The organism is Bacteroides sp. 1_1_14, assembly GCF_000162515.1.
GTDB classification, from domain to species: Bacteria; Bacteroidota; Bacteroidia; order Bacteroidales; family Bacteroidaceae; genus Bacteroides; species Bacteroides thetaiotaomicron.
The window spans coordinates 614500-637340 of record NZ_GG774703.1 but is presented as its reverse complement, the minus strand read 5'-3'; the positions used below and the strand labels follow the sequence as shown (position 1 = coordinate 637340).

Below are 22841 nucleotides of genomic sequence, written 5' to 3'. Positions count from 1 at the left end.
CGATGAGACTTTTTTCTCATCATAGTGAGAATTTTTTCTCATCGCAGCAAGAACACTTGAGAATATTCAGCATCCTAATCTGCTGTTATACAAACTTTTCCCTTTTCTGTAGATAAAGTAATCCGACCATCATCCAGACTAAACTGGCGGATAAAAGGAAAATGCGGTTTTTGATAAGGATTCCCTCCCAAATGATCGGATGAACATTATCGGGAACACGAAAAGGATTCAGCAGAACGTTCCAGAAAGAATCCGGCTTACCTAAGAACATCAATGCAATGCCTATAATAATCATAAATACGGCAGTTCCGTTTCCACTCCGCGTAATGGTAGACAGCATAAAAGCCATATTTCCGAAAAAGAGTATCGGGAACATCAACTGTAATGCCATCTCAAGCGGATTGACCGGATACAGCAATAAAATGGCTATGTATGAAAAGATAATCAGAATAACAAAAATTGCCACATAAATCATCAATAACCGCACGCCCCAAACCTTATACTTATAGTCGGGGATTCCAAAAAGAATCTCCAATATCCGGCTATCTTCATCATTCTGAATGCCGAATACAGCCGGGTAGAAAATAAGCAGCATAGACGGAAACATCAGGATGCTATAGATGAGTCCCTCGTTAATCTCCTCCCGTTTCCAGGCATTCTGAAACATGAAAAGAGCAAAAAAACCAAATGCAGCCAGCAGAAACCAGAAAAACTTCCCGGCAAATATAATCTTCAGGTTATACCTGACTACTTTAGGCAACAGTTGTATCAATTGTTTGAATGTCATATCCTTCTTTTCTTTTTAATTCATATTCTTCAGCAGACAGAGATAAGCGTCTTCCAAATTAGCTTCTACCTCTACAGCCCCTTCATAAGGCTGTCCGACAGAAAGATAGCGCACCCGAATCGTATCGCCTTCCTGAATATGATGTATTACCAACGATTTGTCCAGTACTTTTTCAAATTCTGTCTTATCTATATTAAACTGCCATACTTTCCCATTAGCCATTTCCACCATGTCCGAAGGATCACCGAAATATTTCAGTTCACCCTTATTGATCACCACTACCTGATTACAGGAACTAGATATATCCTCAATGATATGAGTGGAGAAAATAACGATACGGTCCTTACTCAACTCTACCAGCAGATTACGGAAACGGATACGTTCGCGAGGGTCGAGTCCCGCTGTAGGCTCATCCACAACCAGGATACGCGGTAAATGAAGCAGAATAAGCGCAATACCAATACGCTGTTTCATACCTCCCGAGAAAGAACCTATCTTTTCGTCTTTCCGCTCGTACATATGTACCGCTTTCAGTACATAATCCAGACGCTCCTTTCGTAACTCACCGTCTACAATCCCTTTCAGTATAGCCTGATAATCCAGAAACTCCCACGAAGTCATATTCTCATAAGTTCCGAATTCCTGTGGAAGGAAACCAATCAGACTCTGTAGCTCTTCTCTGTAGATACGTGTATCCAGACCATTGATCCAGATACTACCATAGCTCTGCTCAAAGATACCACAGATAACACGCATCAAGGTCGATTTACCTGCCCCATTGGGTCCCAGTAGTCCGAACATACCTGTCTGAATCTCGAATGACACTCCACGCAATGCTTTGAAAGGTTTGCGTCGTTTTCCAATCATAGGAACACTCTTCACCATGCGGAAATAGGAACGGCGAAGCCCTGCAAATCGTCCGGTGACACGCTCAATATTTACATCATGATCATACAGATACTGGGAAGTGACATAGATGGCAATACCCACAAGCCATAACAATCCGATCATGATGACCAGCCCGTTATTATCTAGTTTCCGGAATAACTGAAACAGGATAAGGGGAGGAAGACTCCAGAATATCACCCGGTTTACGATCTTTGTTACCCGATTATCTCCGTATCGATAATATAAATAGGAACGTACCTTTCTCCACAAATACAGTATCGCTGCATAAATAGCGAACGAGAACAGGAATATCCAAAGCCTGTTATGAATGAAGAAATAGGTGAAATAAATGGCAAACAGTAAGATACCAAACTGCCATAGCACATTGATAAAGTCCTTCAGAGAATGGTATTCATTGCTCAATCCCAGACGTTTGCGTAATTGCAAACCACTGTTCCACTGACGGCTGATGTGTCCAGGCCAATCGTAGATCTTAACCAGATTGCGGACAGAAATACGAATTTCTTCATCCGGATTGATAACCTCCGCCTTAGCTCTCCGAAGACTAGTTTGCGCAAAGTATGTCATCCCCGGTATGCCTGCAATCAGTGCTACCAGATAGATTGACTGCCAAAGGATTCCGTCAGTGTATAGCCAGATACAGATTACACCGGACACAAAAAGAATCAGGTGAATGGTCCATAGTTTACGGGATAACGAACGGTACCACTGAAGCACATTTTCCAGTCCCATACAAACTGTCGGAATTAAAATCAGCGTCAGCATGGCGGAAAAGAAAAGTCCGCCTATCACTGTAATGGCAAAAGGTGCACCGATAGCCCCTGCATACTCCGTATCTCCCATAGCCAACGGGAGCATGGCAGCAATTGTGGTGATGGAAGTAATCAGAATGGGACGAATACGTGACATACCGGCAGTCATCAACGCCCTGTTCCGGCGGTATCCCCGTTTACGCAAAATGTTGGCGTAATCTATCAGAATGATTCCGTTATTGACGACTACTCCCAACAGAATAAGGAACCCTGTCAATGTATTCGCATTCATCAGACTGTTGCTCGAAAGCAATAATGCCAGCAAAGAACCGATAGCAGCCAACGGAATGGTAAAAAGCAACACAAAAGGCGTCACTACAGATTCGAAGACTGAAGCAAGGATCATAAATATCAAAAGAAAAGCTGCCAGAATAAGGAATTTGAAATCCCCGAATTCATCCTCCTCATGGAATACCTGCACAGCGACTCCGGACGGAAGATTATAACTGGCAATCAACTGGTCGATATCGGAACGATATCCTCCCAATAAATCTTTCGAAGACTGAACATCTCTCGGAAAAGCATAGTATACCTCAATCTGCTTATCTTGATTGACACGGATGATGCGCGAACGCCCACGTCCATAATTCAGAGACGATATATCTTCTAGATTGTGCATACCGCCATTGGCATTTTCTATCCGGATAGCACGCAAGTCATCCACAGTTTTCTCTTTCTGAGCTTTTTCCTGTGCCTCTTCTTCAGTTTCCTTTTCCGGTATTTCGTCACGGATAATAATATCATAAATATCCTCTCCCACCTTGAAAGTAGCTTCGGAAGAGTATTCATTATTAAGCGCAGTTAATCCGGTGGTAATATTGCCACGGTTAATATCATAGGCAGTCAGCAGAATAGGGTCAAAGTTCAGATTTATTTCCGCCTGACGGGGAGTATACGAAACATGAGTATGCTGTACAAAATCCTGTTCGTCCAACAAATAACGCACTTCCTCTGCCACCATCTGCATCATTTCGAAATCAGATCCCCTGATCACCACCCGTTCACTGTTGTCACCGATGCCCAACAAACGCATGAATCCGCCCAGACTGCTCAGAGCCGAGTTATCTCCTCCGCCTCCCATAGCATCAGAAACATAGATTTCCGCACCATTGATATTGGCAACTTTAGTCTGCACATCCGCTTTTATATCGGCTATTTTCCGTTTGGCGATCTTTGTGTAATCTTCCTGTAAAACGAGTGTCAGAGTCGCCTCTTTTTCCCGAATACGGCAAATCAGATCTTTCTTTTCCGGAAAATCCTCCAGACGTTCTTCCAGTACCTTTACAATCTTATCCGTATTTTCAAGCGTACTTCCGGTAGGCATCACGACACTGATGTTGAACCGGTCTGAAGCAACTTCTTTCATCTGTTGCACATTCAAGGTCAATGACAAAATCAACGTTGCAAAAAGCAAGATCACAGCTCCAAAGACTGTCACTCCCGGATTACGCATACAAGTCTTCAATAAGACCAAATAGACCTGCATCGGACGCTGAACGATCGATACTTTTTCATAAACGACACTGTTCCCACTCTTACTCTTCAAAAGAAGATAAGTAATCATCGGTATAAAAAGTAAAGCTACAAACAGCGAGATCGTCAAAGTTGATATAATGGATACTCCGATATGGTGCCCGATCAGTTTTATCAGGAAATTATCAGAAAAAACGAACGGCAGGAACACAGTAATGGTAGTCAGGGTAGCCGCCACAATGGAGCGCCACACTTCTTTTGTTCCCTGCGTTACCGAACGTTCGGGCGTATAGCCGTTTCCCGACAAACGATAAATATTTTCAAGCACCACGACACTATTATCCAGCAGCATTCCGATGGCCAACGCCATTCCTACCAAGGTAAGACTATTGATAGTGATACCAAAAGCGTAGAAGAAGTTGAAAGCCGTATAGACAGAAATCGGTATGGAAAGTGCGATAAAAAACACCAGCCGCATATTCTTCAGGAAAAGCCAAAGAACGAACACAGCCAATAATCCCCCTACCAATGCCAGATTAATAATCTGGTTGATATTATTTTCCATGGTTTCAGCCTTGTTCTCCTGAATGACAATTTCCAGTTCGAGCGGAGCCAGTTTCTCATTCAGCTTTTCAATCACATCGGATACACGGTGTGAAAGTTCAATCAGATTAGCCTGTGAATCATTGATCAAAGCAACCGAGACGGCTTCTTTTCCATTCACACGACTATAAGTGGTTTCATCTTTCAAGTCAAAAAAGACGGTTGCCACGTCTTTCAGCAGAATAGGACCGGGAGCGACAACTATATTCTCCAAATCAGAGACTTTGGTATACATCGCATTGACATGGACAAAATTCTTGCTGTCGGGTTCATCTGCGAAGCCTACAAATGTCTTTTCCTGGGTATTCTGCGAAAGCAAACCGCTTATTTTGGAAGCTGTGAGGTTCAGAGCTTTGCAAGCCTCCGGATTCAGACGCACTTCAATGGCTTTCTGCCGTCCTCCGTAGATATTGACGGAAGCTACTCCATCTATGTTCTCCAGATCAGAACGAACATCCTCGTCTACCAGACTCCGGACACGGTCGGTTCCTCCCGTACCACGCACTTGAAGCACCATGAAGTTATTATTCATCTGAGCAATATCCACTTTCTGTACCTGTACGGTAAAACCGGTCGGCAGGGAGGCTGCGATTTCATTCACTTTCTCCTGCAGTTTAAGACTGGTCATCTTGAAGTTGATATTCTTTTTAAAGTCAATCTGTATGCTGGACTGCCTCCTGTCAATGTAGGATTGCAGTTTGTCTACTCCACCTATCGCACTGACCGCTCCTTCGAGTGGAATAATCACTTCCGACTCTACATACGAAGGGTCCATATCCTGCTGTGACGACACCTGGACAAACAGAACCGGAAGTTCTGCGTTGGGCAGCAACTCCACCGGAAGTTGTTTATACGACACATAGCCCAGCAGGCTGAGTGCAATAAACAGCATACAAATCGTTATTCTCCTATTTAGTAAAAAGTTCATCTTCAGCTGTTTTTAGTTCGGCGATTTATACGTCTTTTGATATTCTCCAAGACATAATAGACACAAGGAATAACCATCAAACTCATCAGAGTAGAAGTTATCAATCCTCCGATCACAGCTATAGCCATCGGTGAACGTAAAGATGCACCTTCACCAAAACTGAATGTCATCGGAAGCATGGCCAGAATCGTAGTCAAAGTAGTCATGATGATCGGGCGGATACGCTGTTGCCCTGCTTCTACAATGGCATCAGTCAACTCCATTCCTGCCTGACTAAGCTGATTGATACGGTCTACCAGAATGATGGAATTATTGACGGCAATACCTCCCAGCATGACAATACCGATGACTCCCATCATATTGATAGTGGTTCCGGTAATGAAGAAAAGTAAGATAGCACCTACTACAGCCAGAGGAATAGTCAGCAAAATCGTAAACGGATGCAGCAAGGATTCAAACTGGGAAGCCATCACCATATAGACAAGTACAACAGAAAGCATCAGAGCAAACAACAGACTGTTCATTGATTCTTGTCGTTTTTCTTCTTCTCCTGTCACTGTGATACTGTAGTTAGCAGGCAATTCAATACCTTTCACCGTTTCACGCACTTCGGCTGCTACTTTATCCAGTGATTTACTCGCATCCATATTAGCCATCACCTTACCGATACGGCTTTGATTGCGGCGCAGAATCTCCTTGGGCGCTTGTCCGTGAGTAATGGTAGCAATCTCTTGTAATACAAATTCCTGTGTTCCACTTTTGATGACAAGAGCACCAAGAGAACTCAACGGGATATCCGGCACCTTTATGACGATATCACGCATCTCACCGCGATATTCCATTTTACCGACTTCCTTACCGCTTAATTGCTGCTTCAATTGTTCGATTACCATAGCCACACTCAGATTATTGATACCAGCTATCGTACGGTCAATCGAGATCACAACTTCCGGAGCACCGTCTTCCACGGAAGTAATAACATCATAGATTCCATTTACACCAATCATCCGTTCCTTCACCTCTTCAGTCAACTGAGCAATCTCATCCAACTCCTCTCCTTTGACCTCCACAACAATAGGAGCCCCTTCGCTTCCTAACAGTGAACTCAGAGAATTCTCATCCTGCTGAATCGTCAGTTCCAGTCCGTCAGGATTCTTGGCCGATTCCACGAAAGACGCAATCACCTTTTCCGGTGAAAGTGTACATTCCGGTGAAAGGATCACTTTCATCATTGCTGTATTTTCTCCTTCAAATATCGCATTTTCCGAACCACTTCCCTCTCCGATATGGCTGTATACCGTACATAAAGAATCACCGCCAACAATGGTATATAACAATTCTTCCAAATTGCCTACAGCAGCGGAAGTACGTTCCATCTGTGTACCTTCGGGCATTTTGACTACAGCCGTAAACGTCTTGCTTTCCGCACGGGGCATAAACTCAGTTCCGATAAACGGAGTCAGTAACCCAGTCACGATAAGAAGCAACACTGCCATACCGATCACCAGCCAACGTCGCTGAATCAGCCTGCGAAGCACTCTGCTATATCCCGTAATACGAATGGACTTCACTTCTTCCAGCTTAATCTTCTTGCCGGAAAGCTGGATATATAACATCGGAATCACCAGGATAGCCACAAACAAAGAAGAGACCAGTGAGAAAGTTACCGTCCATGCCTGATCTTTAAACAGTTCGCCCGAAGCTCCGTGAAGATAAACAATCGGCAGGAAGACGACAATAGTAGTCAGAGTAGAAGCAATTACCGCATTGGCAACTTCTGCTGTCCCGTTAATAGCAGCCTCTTTGATACTCAATCCTTTCTCCTGATTTCGGAAGATACTTTCTATGACGACAATGGCATTATCTACGAGCATACCCGCCCCGAGCGCCAGTCCTCCCAATGTCATAATATTCAGTGACAGTCCGTTGAAGAACATCAGATTAAAAGTAGCCACAATCGAAATGGGAATAGCAAGGCTGACAATCAGTGTTGTCCCCATCCGGCGAAGGAATACAAACAAGACTACAATAGCGAGGATAACACCCAAAACAGCACTGCTCTTTACTTCTCCGATCGCACTTTTTATAAAAGTACCCTGATTCGAAATCACCTGAAAATGATAACCGGGCAATGCATTCTCTATCACTGCCAATTGGCGGGTTACCTCATCCACCACTTTTACAGTATTAAAGCGCATCTCCTTATAAATAGACAGTCCGATACTACGCTTCCCGTTAATCCGTACAATGTTCTCCGGACGAGCGTTCAAAAACTGCACAGTCGCCACTTCCTTCAAAAAAACAGGAGCTTTATTACTGTTGGCGGTTGCTGTACCCGTAGCATTGTTTCCGGATGCTTCCTCTTGTTGTTGTATCGCTTTGTATCCGACAATCAGATTCTCAAAATCATCTTCTGAAGCAAACAAGCTCGAACTTTTCACCAGATATTGTAATCCCAGTTCACTGACCCGTCCCCCGGATATGCTCTGATTGTTCGATTCGATGCGCGAAGCGATATCTTCTATTTTCAGTTGAAAAGCATCCAGTTTATAAGGATCAGTCTGAATGGTAAGAGTGCTGACTTCTTCTCCCGAAAGCGTAACTTCAGCCACACCTTCCAGACGAATCAACTCATTACGGATATAGCTTTCGGCAATTTTCCTCAATTCCGCCATATCTGTAATACTCTGATGAGACATTCCCACCAAAACTACCGGAGACAAGTTCGCATCATGCTGCGTAATCTTCAGTTCAGTGATATCCTTGTTCTGGGCAAACGGATTCATGGCTTTCTGCAAATCAAGAAAAGCCTCATCCATGTCCTTTGTCCAGGTATACTCTACAGTAATTCGTGCCGTCCCGGCTTTAATCACAGAAGAGACCTGAGTAACATCACTCTGCCGGATCGCCATAGACTCCATATTTTTAACGAATTGCTTTTCGATCTCCTCGGGAGGGCGTTCACCCGCCTTTAATTCAATAAACAGGCGGGGATTATTCAGATCGGGCAATAAATCCACACTCAACTGATCGTATGATACTTTTCCCAGCAATAAGAGGGCAAATACTACCATACAAATCGTAACCGGATTGCCTACTGCAAATTTGATTATATTCTTCATAAGTATTTCCTATTTTCAAAAGATGCGGTCATATATCGCATCCATGATTTACTTTTGGATTTTGACTTTGGCGTCTTCTTTCAGTGTTTCAAAACCCTTCACTACCAAATTGTCATTTACATTAAGTCCGGATAGAATTTCGATATTATATTCATCCTCCAGACCTGTTTGCAGATTGCGTATCTTTGCCGTATTCTTTTCGACGATATATACGTATTTCCGGCGACGATTGGACAAGATTACGTCTTTAGGTATAATGATAGAACTATCAGCTCTGTCAACGATAATATCTGCTTTGGCGAACATACCCGGACGCAACTTCAGTTGGTCATTATCAATCAGAATCTTTCCTTTAAAAGTACGTGTCTCCGTACTGATTGCAGGAGACAACTCACCGACTCTCGCTTTTAAAGTATCTCCGGGGATGGTATAATGAGTAATATATACCGGTTGCGCTTCCTTGACATAACGAATGCTGCTTTCCGGCAGATTGATATCCATATACATTTTATCATAAGCCATCAGACTCACCATAGCCTTTCCCTGCTCCACTCTTGTATCAGCCGTATAGTGAGGCAAATCAACAATCACACCATCAAACGGAGCTTTCACTTTCATCTTCTCCAGATTGAGTTTTGCGTTTTCATAATCGTAACGGGCATTCGTTACTTTTACTTCCGTATTCCGCATTTCACTCATCGTCACCCCTCCTTTTTCATAGAGAGCTTTCTGCTTTGACTGTTCCTGTTCGGCAATTTCAAGACTTAGTTTTTTAGCGTCAATAGCGATTCCGTTTTCATACTCCTTGTCTTCCAGACGGATTATCAGTTCCCCCTTACTTACCCTGTCTCCCATTTTGAAAGGTTTTCCGGTTCTCGGATTAGTCTGAAGTTTATAAAATCCGCTCATTTCCGCATTCTGAGATGCACCGTAAGTCGGCTGCACTGTTCCTGTTGTATTTATTAATTTACTGATAGAACCTTTCTTCAGCTCCACGACAGATACCGGAGTTGCAATATTATTGGGTGCGTTTTGTGGTTTGTTGCCACAGCCGGTTAACAATAAGGTTGTTAACAAAGAAGATGCAATAAAAATTTGATACTGTTTCATGGTCTGCTTATTTTTTATCAATAATGTCTTTCATAGGAACAAGAGGGATATTCTTGTCGAAATCATACAATGAAAGGATTTTAAGATTAAGTAATTCTATTCTGTAATTAATCAACGCCTGCGTATAAGTAATCTTCTTATTCGAAAGCTGAGTCTGGAACTGGCTCATTTCCATACCGGTTATGTCACCTTCCCGATAACGAGTCTGATTCAGATCATAGGTCAACTGTGCATTCTGTACATTTTGCTCGGCGATCTTAATCTGAGTCCGGAGGTTTTCGAGGTTACGCCATACCTGACGAATATTCAGCTCGATATCCACTTTATCCTCTTGAAACTCGAGTTCATTAATCCGTTGGGCCATCTTTTGTGCTTTAATCCTTGCTTTCTTTTCACCCCAGTCGAAAATAGGAACAGCAAAACTGATAGAAACCCTCGGATTCTGTGTCGGATTATTATAGACTTTATTCAGGTGGCTATTATCTCCTATCAATCCGAAAGAGATGGATACATCTCCTTTAAACTCGTTCAGCGCTTTTGTCTTAATCATATCGAACTCAAGTTCCTTGCTCTCTATTTCACGTTGACGAAGTTCCAGACGCGAACCCAATCCATGCGATATGGCCTGATCCAGATTTACCTGAATCGGTTTAATCTCCACTTCCGCAAATACGAGAATATCTTCATCCAGCCTCATTCCGAGAGTCTGTTTGAGTTTGTCCTTCGCATTCTCCAGATTCACCTGACTTTCGTCTACAGACGAACGTGCCGTAGCCAGATTCAGTTCCGCTTGAAAGAGTTCGTCCTTCGCTGCTAAATCCGCTTCTACCTTATTCTTGATAATATCATAACTTTGCTGGGCATTAACCAGTTCTTCACGACTGATTTCCAGATTACTCTGTGCCATATAGACAGAATAGAACTGATCGGTTATACTTTTCTCCGTATTCAGTTGCTGCAAAGCATAACTGATATTGGCATTTTCATAATCATACTCTATTTGCTTGAGTTCCATTTTACGCTTGTTGTATGTGAAAATAGGCTGAGTCAATTGCAGATAGAGGTCATTGCTGAATGCCCGGTTACTAGTTTTATCGCCTTCTATAATGGAGCTGTTGTCCTGCCAGCCAAAACGGTTGATTAAAGAAATTGTACCGTCTGTCCATAGAATGGGCTGATCGACCTGAAAGGTCCCGCTGGTATTGAATGTTTCATTCGTGTACCATTGTGACAGACGATTATCGAAACGCCTGTTCTTGTTATAGTCCACCGGGTTCAGATTTAATGAAAATCGAGATTTTAATGAAGCCTTCTGCGCCAGCAGATTCTGCTTATATCTCTCCAGATTCATGTAGGAACGGCGAAGAGAAGGACTGTTCTCCTGCGCAATCTCCATTGCCTTGTCAATCGTTAAAGGAATTTGTCCTTGTGATGTCAGGGCAATTCCCGTAAAAGTTACGATTGTCAGCAGCATTCTTTTTAATAGTAGTAAGTCACTTTGCATATAGTTTGCTGTTTTAATAATTATCGTTTCACTATTTTCACTGCGTCGGCTGTCACAGAGCGCAGCTTACATTCATCCGTCAGCACGACACGAACCGTATCGGCACTAAAATAGTAAGTACCGAGTTGTTCCCAACCCTCATTGGCTTTTCTCAGATTGATATAGGCATCTTCCATCTCACTGTCGTATGCCACCCTGAAATGATATTCACCCTGAAGGCGGTCATTCCATCGCAGCTCATCATCCTTGAATACATGATAATAAAGCTCATATTGACCGGCTTCCGGCACAGGAATTTTCCATGTAGCCGTCTGACTGCCGTCTCCACTCTTAATCACATAGGCCGAACGGATATATTTACCATAATATTTAGCATTGGTGGTGGCCGTCCATTGTAAAGGCGCACGCCACCAGGATATGCCCGAATATTTAAAGGAAGTATCCTCCACTTTATCCAGCCATTTAGGCAGAAGTCCTACGACAGCAGGGGTAGAAAGTACAAAGAGAGTGGAATCTTCATTATCCACAATAACCTCTCCCGGCATTTCTAAGGATGATTCCGGCAAGGTATAGATAGTGTCCTTGACTATTTTATTCCGTTCTTGTTTTACATTACCAATGGATTGCCGTATCATATAAGGCAGATTGCCGGAAACCATCGTATTGATTTCCACATCACGTATCTGTTCTTCCCAGACAGAAACAAATTCTTTGCTTGTATGGGCAGCTATCTCTACCTTTTTTCTGGCTCTGGGATCTTCCATCGGTTGATACCACCAGCCATTTTGAAGAACGTTCATCTGAATTATTCCGTCATAATCCGAGTTATTGCTCACCAGTACTTTCAAGACAAAGAATTCTTCTCCTCCTTTATTGACAACTTTGGTCAGTTCGGGCTCTCCGATCGAATAAAAAGGAAGAGGCGTCAACTGTTCCCATTCTTTCAAATATGAATAAAGATCCGTCCGGCTCATTTCTCCCAGAGTATCCAGCATATTTTCAAACTTTATGTTCAGAAATGTATTACGCTTCAACATCGCATATAGTGAATCTCTGAAAGCATCTACGCCCATGTTTATTTCTGACCGGGCAAAAAGACGGCTTGCCTCCAGTCCTACGATATTATTTTGCAGATTACGCTGTTCCACATCAGCCAGCAACTCCTTGAACGTATGCTTTTCCAGCAGCAGGTTGGCCTTTTCATTGTTACTAAGCCCATTTATCTGACGTTCCCACCCTTCATTTTCCGACTTCTTTTGCAGATATAGCTCAATAGCCCGATTGGCAACAGGCCATTCCGAAGAGTAAATATTGTACCGGAAATTATAAATCTGCGGGAAAAGGAAATAAGGATTTGCCGTAGACGAAAGATTTCCCCGTCCTCTACTACCCGACGAAAAGTTATAATCGCCTTCTGTCCGCAAAAACATCCAGGCAAAGTTACTAAAAGTCCGCATCTGGGCTTCCTGCATACTGATTTCATTATTTCCCGACCACCGGATATGATTCTTCACCTGCCTCTTCACATCCAGTTCCCAGAATATAGCTCCTTTTTCGGGGAACAATACCATTTCAGGTTGTACTGTCTCCTGCGCTTGCGACCAGGCACGTTCATAGCTGGCAAATTGCACAGGAACTTCTACAATAGAAAATCGCTTGAAAGGGTAATCCAGTTTATATTGCCGTGCCAGTTGCTCTTTCACATTACGTATCAGCCAAGGAATGGTATCGTGAATAGAATCAAACGAAGCAGTAAAATAGTCATGATCCCTTAAATGCCAGACGCTATAAAGAATGCTGTCCGCATAAGCACTTTTTTGCTGATAGTCACCTATGACCAACGATAGTGTCTGAGACGGAAAATCACCTTTGAATGAATACACTCCTTCTTCATCACACTTTCCTTCCCCTTGAGAAAGAGGAACTAACCCCGGTAGAGGCTTGACCTTCAAGCGATAATTACTGAAATAAGTCTGCTGCCAGTCAGGATTTTTATCACTATAGCTTGTTCCTGCACGGGGATACCAATAAGTTTCAGGGGTAAGCATCAGATAATTTTTCGTCTGAAAACTATACTGCTTGTCTATGTTGAACAGAAACTTTTTATTGGAAGCTTGCAGCACTTCGGGAGGGATATCCAAATAACAGAATGAGTTATCTATCTGTCCGTCATACCTGAATGTTGCAGAGATTGTATCGCCTTTGGCATGCTTCGTGCCGAAATCCACCAATACTATTTGCTTGTCACGTTTAAACTTGAGTTGCTGTCCGGCCGAATGAACGGAATGAATGGTTAATCCCGGATTCAAACAGAAGGTGAATACGGCAGATGAGTCCAATGCCACTCCTTTCACAGTTACTTCCGACAGAAAATCTTCAGGATGCTGCTCTACAGAAAGATCATATTCATGAATGAACATCTTCGGAGTAGAAACATATTGGTTGTTGATCTTCGTATAGGTAGCGCGTATATCACTTTGATATAAAATCGAATGTATATGCCAATAACCGCATACGAAAGCTAACATGAGAGTACAAAAAGAAATAACCAGCCACGGATAATTACTGTGCGATGAATTCGGCAGACGCCTGAACAAGGAAATCGTAAAAAAGACAAACGCCAGTCCGGCAAGAAAATAGATGCCACGATGATTTAAAATCACCTCCCAGTTGGAAAAACCGACAATGCTGGACTTCACCAAAGGAAGACTATAAGCCATATAATCGAAAAGATAATAAAACTTATCTTCAATATAAAAAACAGTCAAGCCGATATATCCCAATAATAGAACGAACGTCAGTGCCTGATTTTTCAATACTAGCATCAGAAAGATAGCCAGACCAATAATAAAAATCAGCGTAGGTACACTGATCAACAGAAAATAAAGCAAATAAGCCATCCAGTCCACTTCTCCCAATGTCAGGTTGAATGCAGCCGTAATAGCCATAATAATGAGATTCAGCAACAAAAAGACGCGCAGATTTCCCCAAATCTTACCGATGACGTATTCAGCATTACTTAATGGACGGACATAAAAGACTTCTGATGTATCCAGCTTTTTATCTCTTTTCAGGAAGTCGGATGCCAGAAAAATAGCAATAACAGCCTGCCCTGTATTTAGCAACAGTAAAATTAGATAAGGAATGTTCGATGGAATGGCTGTAGCAATCCAGAAGCCTCCGCTATCTTCCGATACGAACAACTGGAAATTGAAAAAAGTAATGATAGTCACAGCGAGTACCGTGAATACTCTGAAGAACCAGCTTCTGATTAATAATTTACTTTCATATTTTGCTACCGATTGTATATTAGATATAAAGGTCATATCAGCATATCGTGTTTAGTCGTTTGTCCAAAGGTTTAATTGATTCTCCATGTAATATACATAGGCGTGTTCCAGATTAGGGGGAAATGGTTCCGCTTCGTATCCTTCTACTTTATCGGCAACCACCTGTACTTCCCAGATTGTCCCCGATGGAATCGTTGAGATTACCGGATATTTTTTATCGATCTCATGCAACTGATCTCCCGCAGCCCTGATTCTCCACACTTTACCCTCGGCTAATTTCAACATATCTTGCGGAGAACCGTTGAAGGAAACTTGTCCCCGGTTCATTAACGCCATATTATTACAAGTACTGGAAATATCACCGACAATGTGAGTAGACAAAATAATAGTCACATCATTCTCGCTGACCTCCGAAAGAAGATTACGGAAACGGATACGTTCTTCCGGGTCAAGTCCGGTAGTAGGTTCATCAACAATGATTACTTTAGGATGATGTATCAGCGCTTGTGCGATTCCTAACCGCCGCTTCATACCTCCCGATAATTTATTGGCATATCGTTCGCGAACATCGAACAAACCTACGTTTTCGAGCATTTCATCCACAGCCTGTTTCCTCTGCCTGCTATGGGTCATACCGGACAGACGCGCCGCGTAATCAAGAAACTCATACGTTTTGTATTTGGCAAAAAAACGAAAGTCCTGAGGAAGATACCCCAGAATACCGCGTATTTCTTTTCGCTGTTTCATCAAATCATAACCGCAAATTTCTACCTGCCCGGAAGTTGGTTCCATAAGGGCTACAAGAATACGCATTAAAGTAGATTTGCCGGCGCCATTGGGTCCTAATAAGCCAAACATCCCTGCAGGTATTTCCAGATTGACATCTTTCAAGGCATGATTTCCGTTTGGATAGATCTTATTAAGGTTCTTAATAATTATGCTCATGACATTTTATTTGTCCTATGTTGTATTGGGTGATAAAGATAGGCTTTATTTACAGGATACAAATCATAATTATAAACATTAACTTATATTAGTAGAATTCTGTTTGAAATGGACATTCAAGAAACATCCATATATCTCATAAACGAAAAGGAAGAAACCACTTCACAGTGACCTCTTCCTCCTCATATCCCATATGATTATTACCCAACAGGGTTTATAAAAAAGGGTTTTATTAAAAAAGGGTTATTTTTATGATCTTTATTATTTATTAGTTACTTCCACCCTGGCCGCCACTATGGGTCGGGTTAGTAGTAACTGTCTTATACTGATGATCAGTTCCTGTATAGCGTGTTGCTATTACTGAGATTTTCACATCTTTACCATTATACTTCACTGTAGTTGATAATGTAGTAGTACGAGTCTTAGCATAGCAAGTATAAGTCATTGTAGTATAACCGTTCACATTTACAGTATTATAGGTACGAGTTGTTTCTGTAATACCTGATGCCGATCCCATCAATGAGTATAAACGAGTTTTGAAGAAAGCTACCATAGCATTAACTGTTTCTGGTTTTGCACCTGACAAAGCTTTTTCTACAGCCGCTTTAATATCCGCATCTTTACATTCCCAACCTGATTTTTCTTTGTAGGTCAGTGCAATACCTGTCACAGCTTTAGGATTTTCGCTGTTATCACGGCTTGCCTGTCCTAAAACTTCACTCTTCACTACATTTTCGGTGCTTACTTTACTAGTCACTTTATTTTCCATAGCATAGGAAGAGAAATGCTTAACTTTAGTTGTGTAGCTACCTGATTTCTCATCATAAACAACTTTATTAATGTCCTCTGTTTGTGGAACCCACTTTCCATTCTCCAAATAAGTAAGCTCTATATCTTGGGCAAAAGTCACACCCGGAATAGGATTAGGAATAGAGATCGTTACAGCCTCCTTAAATTTCAAACCACTAGGTTCAAAGTGTGCTGCCGCCAAAGGTATGGTCTTTTCTACTTCTTTATTCTCTTCTTCTTTCTTCACTTCTGTAGTCACAGTTTCTGGGGCTGGTACATACGTAGTTACACTGACTTCAGCATTACCACCTTCCAGAACGTCTTCATTACCTTCTGTCTGAATTGCCCCAACTGGGATTTCTAATTCAGGAGTTACAAGAGGAAGATCTTCTTTCACATCCTCCGGTTCAACAGTACCCGGTTCTTTAACTTCCTCATTCGAAGCACTCTTATCTTCTACCTTAACCTCTTCTGTATTACCAGTCTCTCCAACTTCTACAGTCGTAGGTTCACTTTGCTTAGTCAAAGCCACAGCAACAGTCACCACACTACGATTTTCCGCATTAGCAGCAATTTCTACAGAAGTACTTTGAGCAAGATAACCTTTAGGAGCAACTTCTACAGAATACTTACCTACATTCTTCTCTGTTACAGAGAACTTACCATCTTTGTCAGTCTTAATTGTCTCAGTACCAATTTTTACATCAACACCAGACACACCTTTCCCGGCATCCGTCACAGTACCCATAATGTAATACTCAACAACCGGAGCGGGAGTTTCAATCACTTCACCCGGCTCTTGCTTTGGTTCATCGTCATCATCATGACAGGAAACTGTTACAAAAGACAACACACCGAAGGCTATCGCCAAAGAGCATGCATACAACCATTTTAAATTTCTCATAATTGTTCAATTTTTGTTTAAATTACTAATATCAACTCTTATTTAAGTTTTGTCTTTTCATTGGTACGAATCAAATAGTAACGGATATAATCCGGCTGCCAGAAACGGCTGTTTTCAGCAGATTTCGGTTCGGTTCTATAGCTTACCCCCAAAGCACGGCGAGCAAATTCATTCCCACTACGCATGTCATATTGAAAAGCGAAATAATCCGGAAGCATCACACGTACCGCGTGACGACTACGCTTCTTACCCGGCAATGGAATCGAAAAATGAAATCCGGCATTTGTTTCTCCATCTGTATACATGCCATAAAGTCCCACGACATATTCACCGAAGTAACGTGAAAGAATTCCGCATACCCCATAATCTCCATATATAAAACGTCCACCGCTAACTTTCAATTGAGTATTCACTTGTGGAATGAAATAACCTACGCTGAGCTGCCCATTCACTCTTTTCCATTTACTCATTCCCCAGTCGTTGCCATATAAATGAGACGAACCGGTTATACCACCTTCTCCTTCTACTGTCCAACGACCGTCAGAAGAAAAATAACCGATACCGGCTGCAAGTCCCTGACGATCATCCGAGAAATTTCCACCAGTCAGGTATCCCTTCCAATGATTATCCAGACGAAATTCCTGGCGCAATGTCAAATACCCCGGTCGGATGCAATCCCATTTGCCCGGCTCATTATTGACGATAGGCAAGCAAACCTGCAGCCTCAATGAAGCACCTTTCCAAAGTTGCATTTCTACAGCCGGTTGCAATTCAAAAGCTGCTTTATATAATTTGTAAGTAACATTATTAACTAACATCACACCCGGATAAAGCACTACATCCACTTTCCCAAAAGTAGTAGACTCTCGTTTTGTTCCTTTTAAGGCCTCCATTGCAGTTTTGGTGGAAGTAGTCATCTGCATATTACGGTAAACTCCATCCAAATCACATTTTCCCGATTGATAATCCTCAATCAGCTTCGCAGGCAAAGTGATACAAAGTTGCGGCAAAGCATTATCCAATATGACCAATTGTAATGTAGTTACTTCCGGAAGAGTGATCAGGCGACGTATTGCAATGCCTATACCATTATAAGATCCCCTATATACGGAAGTCTCAAATGCTGCCGTAATCGTATCCTGCTTCTGTACTACAGAAATATTTTCCATTTGCAATTCTTTCAGGACTTCAGATATCCCAGCAGATTGTGCGTCTGCACTCTCCAAAGTGCAGCAACATATAATATATAGTATACTAAATACTCTTTTCATCTTCTTAATGTATTAATGTACATTCATAACGCAAACCGGCAGAAACACAAGTAAATTCGCGTGTAAACACATGGACAGACAAACGTTTCCAAAAACGTATTGCTCCACCTAAATTCCATCCATTGGTATCATACTCTGCCATCAGTTTTAACTCACGACAAAAAGCAGGAGTATAACGAATACCACCAAAAGGGCCTTTCTTAAAAGCCGGTTGATTGCCCTGATGAAAATACCAGCCTGCTGTAACAGCCAACTGATGCCCCTTGCAGAAACCAAATGTTTTAGTTAAGACACCATAATAATCTCCCCAATACTGAGTAGCCTTTTCTGTAAAAAGGTCATCTGCACCAATTACCACAGCAGGGAAATAACGGCTTTCTTTCAATGGACGGATACGGATAGTATTGGAACGATCTTGGTTGTGATAACCGACTCTGCCATTATACGTTCGCATTTTGAGTAACGTCATACGGTAAGTCAGTTCAACAAAAGAGAACAAAGACATATCTACCGAGTAGTTCATGGTAGGATAGTTAAACTTATTAGGCGTAACCTCTTCAGGAAGAAAGTTTGCGCTTCCCATAAAGGTTCCTGTTTCCTGCATCTCGGCTGTAGGTATCATCATCTGCCCAGTTGCCCCAAGAGCATATTGTGCATGAACCCGGCTTGTTGTCAAGATGAGAATCAGAATTAATACAACACCCTTTAATGGAATAAATCGCATATCCCCCAAAATAGCTTCAGTTTGTTTCATTTTTTATCTATGTATATTCCTAAATAGAGACCTTACCCCAATTTGATTCATAAATCCTCTATTTTTACCATTCTTTTTTCTGTTACTTCTTAGGTAACGGAAAACACAGGGGAAGGGAGAAATCTCTTAAAACACGAAAAATAGGACATACCAAGTTGCTAAAGGAGGCTCAGTCTAAGCGTAGGGTGAAATTCCTTTGATTATGGGACGTAAAAATCTTAGAATATGAAGAAAAGGGTTCTTTCATGTTCTAGGCTATTTTTATCTTATTTTTAAATCAAAAAAGAAAAAAAGGATAGTTTATTTGCTTGTTATTTATTTTTTTGTCTATCTTTGCGCCATTATTATTTCCGTTACCTAAGAAGTAACATACACGTATATATACTGACTACTAATACTTTATATTATTTACACTTTTCTCCAAGCAATTCTTCACGTAAGATAAATTCATTCTATTTACTTCAGTACGTTCTTTCAAAGCAAAGCCTTTAAGATAGATTTGTGTTGTTTTGATTGATTTGTGTCCCAACGATTCGCTGATCATTTCAATAGGAACTCCGCGATATTTCGCAGTGGTAGCCCACGAATGGCGAATGGTATAAGAAGTGACAGGAGAAGTCAGATGCAAAGCCTTTGCCAGTCCTCTCAAATGGTTATTGAAATTCCGGAGGGCAGACTGGTATTCCCGATAAGCACTTTCATCTTTCCGTTTTTTATTACCATTCAGAATACTAAATAGATAATCAGGGCAATCTTGCAGAGCAGGTTTTCTGTTCTGCAGCTGATAAATCATATCCTTAGCAGTATCCAGTATTTCCACACTCATCGGAGTCTTCGTTTTAACACGATTATAATGAAGAACATTCCTGTCTAAAGACGACTTCTCCAAATGTGCCAAATCAGCGAAAGACATACCACAGAATTGAAACATCAAAGCAGCAATCGCCTGTGTACGCCGTAAAATATCCGATTTAGGATCTCCATATAAAAGCTTATGCAACTCAGTTGCCGGCAAAGCTTTCTTTTGACGGACATCCACTCCTGTATACACCCCGTGAAACAACCGGTGAACATAAGGAGCCCTCCCCGATTCTACTCCACGATTATAAATACTACGCAGCATACGCATATACGTCGAAACCGTATTAAGCTTCAAGCCACGTTCATAAAGATACTGCCCGTAACACCGTAAGTGTTCGCGGGTTACTTGTCCGAATGACACGGTAGGTGTGCCACAAAACCCTCTAAAAGAAAGAAGTGCATTTTCATACACATGCGCAGTAGAATAGCGCCCCTCTTTTCGTAAACGACCGATGTACATCTCAGCGCATCGGCTAAACCCATTTTTTTTCATCATTTATACACTAGTTAATTATATAAATCATCTCAGATGAGAGAACAAATATACTTCCTCTTAGGGTTTTAACCATCACAAGAATTATTTTATTTCGAACGAAAATCAGAAAGCGACCCTCACTCACGTGAAAGTCGCTTTCTTGATTTTCATAACTTAATGAACAAACTAATAAATAATTAACCTTTTCTTAAAAATCTCAAACATTATATCTTAAACGGTTGCATCTTCAAATATACCTTATAGTCTTTAATCATCCCCGTTTTACCGGCTTCAGCCCTAGGTAGATAAGAGAATCCCGTAATAACTTTATCTTCACCAAGATCTATCACAATCTGATGAGGGAATGCAGGTTTGGAAGAGGAATAATTGGTATGCCAGAATGTTGATTCCTGCAAATCAAAAACATTTGTTGCAATATTGTTCGCGGCATCCGTTTCCTCACTATCGGCATAAATCACTTTCCAATGCTGACGGGATACCGGTTTGCCATCTTCGCCCAACAACTCCAATTCTGCAATAGCCGCGAAATCTTTCCCATCATGGGCGTTCAAAGCCTCCAGACAGAAGAAACGAGTCTCCACCTTCTTACCGAATTTCACATGTTGCCAACCATTGCCTGACTTAAATATCCCTTGATAAACAGGAGTTTCATTTGTTAAGTCCAAGTTCTCACCCATCTTACGATGAGCATAAGCTCCGTTACCACGTTGTACATCCAGAATTGGTTGACGCAGACCTTCAGTTTCAGCTTTTGAAGGACCAGCCATATCCAATATAATGATTTCATTCTCTCCTTTCTTCAACCAGCAGCCCGGTACATATAAGGTCTGTTGAGGTCCGATTTCCCAATAACGACCAATCGCATGGCCATTCACCCATACCATACCTTTACTCCAGTTCATCATATTCAAGAATGTATCCCCTAACTCATTGAGGTTAAACGTCGACCGATAATAAGCCGGTTGATTTTCAGCATTCTCCTGTTGTTTATACTGCTTATCACGGGCAAAACTATAATCTACCGGAATAGTATATACCTGCCAGTCCTTCACCAGTTCAACTCCTTTATCAGATTGCAGTTCTACTTTCTCGGTAATACCTTTCCAGTCATAAATACCTTTGCCGAAATTCATTCTTCCCATTGCTTCCACCAGGATATCCAGTCTGTCACCTTCTTTCAATGGTGGTAACTTTACTACACCTTCCCCCTTCAAACGGCTCAGAGTAGCCAGTTTCTTACCATTCAGAAAGACTTGTGCCCAGTCATGAGCTTCTGTGATCAGTAATGTCTGTTCTTTATCAGAAGCGGATAATGAAGTCCGATACAGAATACTACCCCATCCCTGATCAAAAGCTTCCATTGTCCGGATATCCTCACTCTCTTTGGGGTGAGGCAGATTATCAAATAAGACTGCCATTTCAGTCATTTTAATAGTAGGAATAGCTATAGTCGGTATCGAATCCGGAATTTCCGGCAAGGTTTCACCTTCCGGCAGGTAGTTACCAAGCAGATTCCGTACTTCCAGATATTTAGGAGTCACCTTACCGGATTCATTGATAGGAGCATCATAATCATACGATGTGCAAGTCGGTGAAAAGTTCGGGAAATTCGCGCCTCCCCAATGCCCGAAACTAGTCCCCCCGTGAGTCATATACAAGCTGAAAGAAATATTGCGGTCCAGCATTTCTTTCATACCTTTTACCAATTCTTCGGCACTTCTTGTTTCATGCTTGGCTCCCCAATGGTCAAACCATCCGGACCAAAATTCACTGCACATCAATGGAGTGTCCGGCCGTAGTTCTTTCAACCGTTTAAATTGCTCGTCGATGTTAGCACCCGTACCGAAATTAATAGTCCAGAGCAAATCATCCAGTGCATTATTCTCAAAATTCGAGTTCCAGTCACACTGGAATAAAGGAACACCTGTAAAACCGGCTTGTTTTACCATGTCACGGATTTCGGATATATACGGCTTATCAATTCCAAATGCTCCATACTCATTCTCCACCTGTACCATAATGATATTCCCTCCTTTACTAATCTGAAGATCAGCCAGCTGTTTGCCCACTTCGTTCAAAAAGAGTTTCACACGTTCCATGTAGTATGGGTCTTGCTCGCGAAGTTTGATATCCTTCTTCTTCAGCAGCCACCAAGGCAAGCCGCCCATTTCCCATTCCGCACAGACATAAGGTCCGGGACGCACTATGACATACATTCCATTCTCTTGAGCCAAACGGCAAAACGCAGCTATATCTTTCTGTCCGGCAAAATCATACCTTCCT

Annotated in this window: 12 protein-coding genes; all 12 read right to left on the bottom strand. The window is 41.9% G+C overall.

Annotation, left to right across the window (positions count from 1 at the left end):
- Positions 1-85: 85 nt before the first annotated feature.
- Positions 86-787 (bottom strand): hypothetical protein, encoded by a 702-nt coding sequence (locus HMPREF9007_RS18525; RefSeq protein ID WP_008760598.1) that lies wholly within the window; start codon positions 785-787, stop codon positions 86-88.
- A gap of 15 nt (positions 788-802) precedes the next feature.
- A complete protein-coding gene (locus tag HMPREF9007_RS18530; protein WP_008760597.1) occupies positions 803-5512 on the bottom strand; it encodes an efflux RND transporter permease subunit in 4710 nt (1569 codons plus the stop codon).
- Between the two features lie 2 nt (positions 5513-5514).
- The gene (locus HMPREF9007_RS18535) at positions 5515-8634 is read right to left on the bottom strand and encodes an efflux RND transporter permease subunit (RefSeq protein WP_008760596.1); all 3120 of its coding nucleotides are present in this window, start codon (positions 8632-8634) and stop codon (positions 5515-5517) included.
- 48 nt (positions 8635-8682) lie between these two features.
- Positions 8683-9744 (bottom strand): efflux RND transporter periplasmic adaptor subunit, encoded by a 1062-nt coding sequence (locus HMPREF9007_RS18540; protein WP_008760595.1) that lies wholly within the window; start codon positions 9742-9744, stop codon positions 8683-8685.
- Positions 9745-9751: 7 nt separating this feature from the next.
- Positions 9752-11248, bottom strand: a complete 1497-nt coding sequence (locus tag HMPREF9007_RS18545) for a TolC family protein (RefSeq protein ID WP_008760594.1) — start codon at positions 11246-11248, stop codon at positions 9752-9754.
- Positions 11249-11268: 20 nt separating this feature from the next.
- Positions 11269-14574: a xanthan lyase gene (locus HMPREF9007_RS18550; RefSeq protein WP_008760593.1), complete on the bottom strand. Its 3306-nt coding sequence runs from the start codon at positions 14572-14574 to the stop codon at positions 11269-11271.
- 15 nt (positions 14575-14589) lie between these two features.
- The gene (locus tag HMPREF9007_RS18555) at positions 14590-15483 is read right to left on the bottom strand and encodes an ABC transporter ATP-binding protein (RefSeq protein ID WP_008760592.1); all 894 of its coding nucleotides are present in this window, start codon (positions 15481-15483) and stop codon (positions 14590-14592) included.
- Positions 15484-15751: 268 nt separating this feature from the next.
- Positions 15752-17176, bottom strand: a complete 1425-nt coding sequence (locus tag HMPREF9007_RS18560) for a carboxypeptidase regulatory-like domain-containing protein (protein ID WP_008760591.1) — start codon at positions 17174-17176, stop codon at positions 15752-15754.
- 38 nt (positions 17177-17214) lie between these two features.
- On the bottom strand, positions 17215-18447 hold the full coding sequence (locus HMPREF9007_RS18565) for a hypothetical protein (protein WP_008760590.1): 1233 nt from the start codon (positions 18445-18447) through the stop codon (positions 17215-17217).
- 4 nt (positions 18448-18451) lie between these two features.
- Complete coding sequence (locus HMPREF9007_RS18570) at positions 18452-19201, bottom strand: YjbH domain-containing protein (protein WP_008760589.1); 750 nt, start codon at positions 19199-19201, stop codon at positions 18452-18454.
- 391 nt (positions 19202-19592) lie between these two features.
- On the bottom strand, positions 19593-20558 hold the full coding sequence (locus HMPREF9007_RS18575; RefSeq protein ID WP_008766168.1) for a tyrosine-type DNA invertase cluster 3b: 966 nt from the start codon (positions 20556-20558) through the stop codon (positions 19593-19595).
- Positions 20559-20761: 203 nt separating this feature from the next.
- On the bottom strand, positions 20762-22841 hold a 2080-nt coding region (locus tag HMPREF9007_RS18580), incomplete at its 5' end, for a beta-galactosidase (protein WP_128567807.1).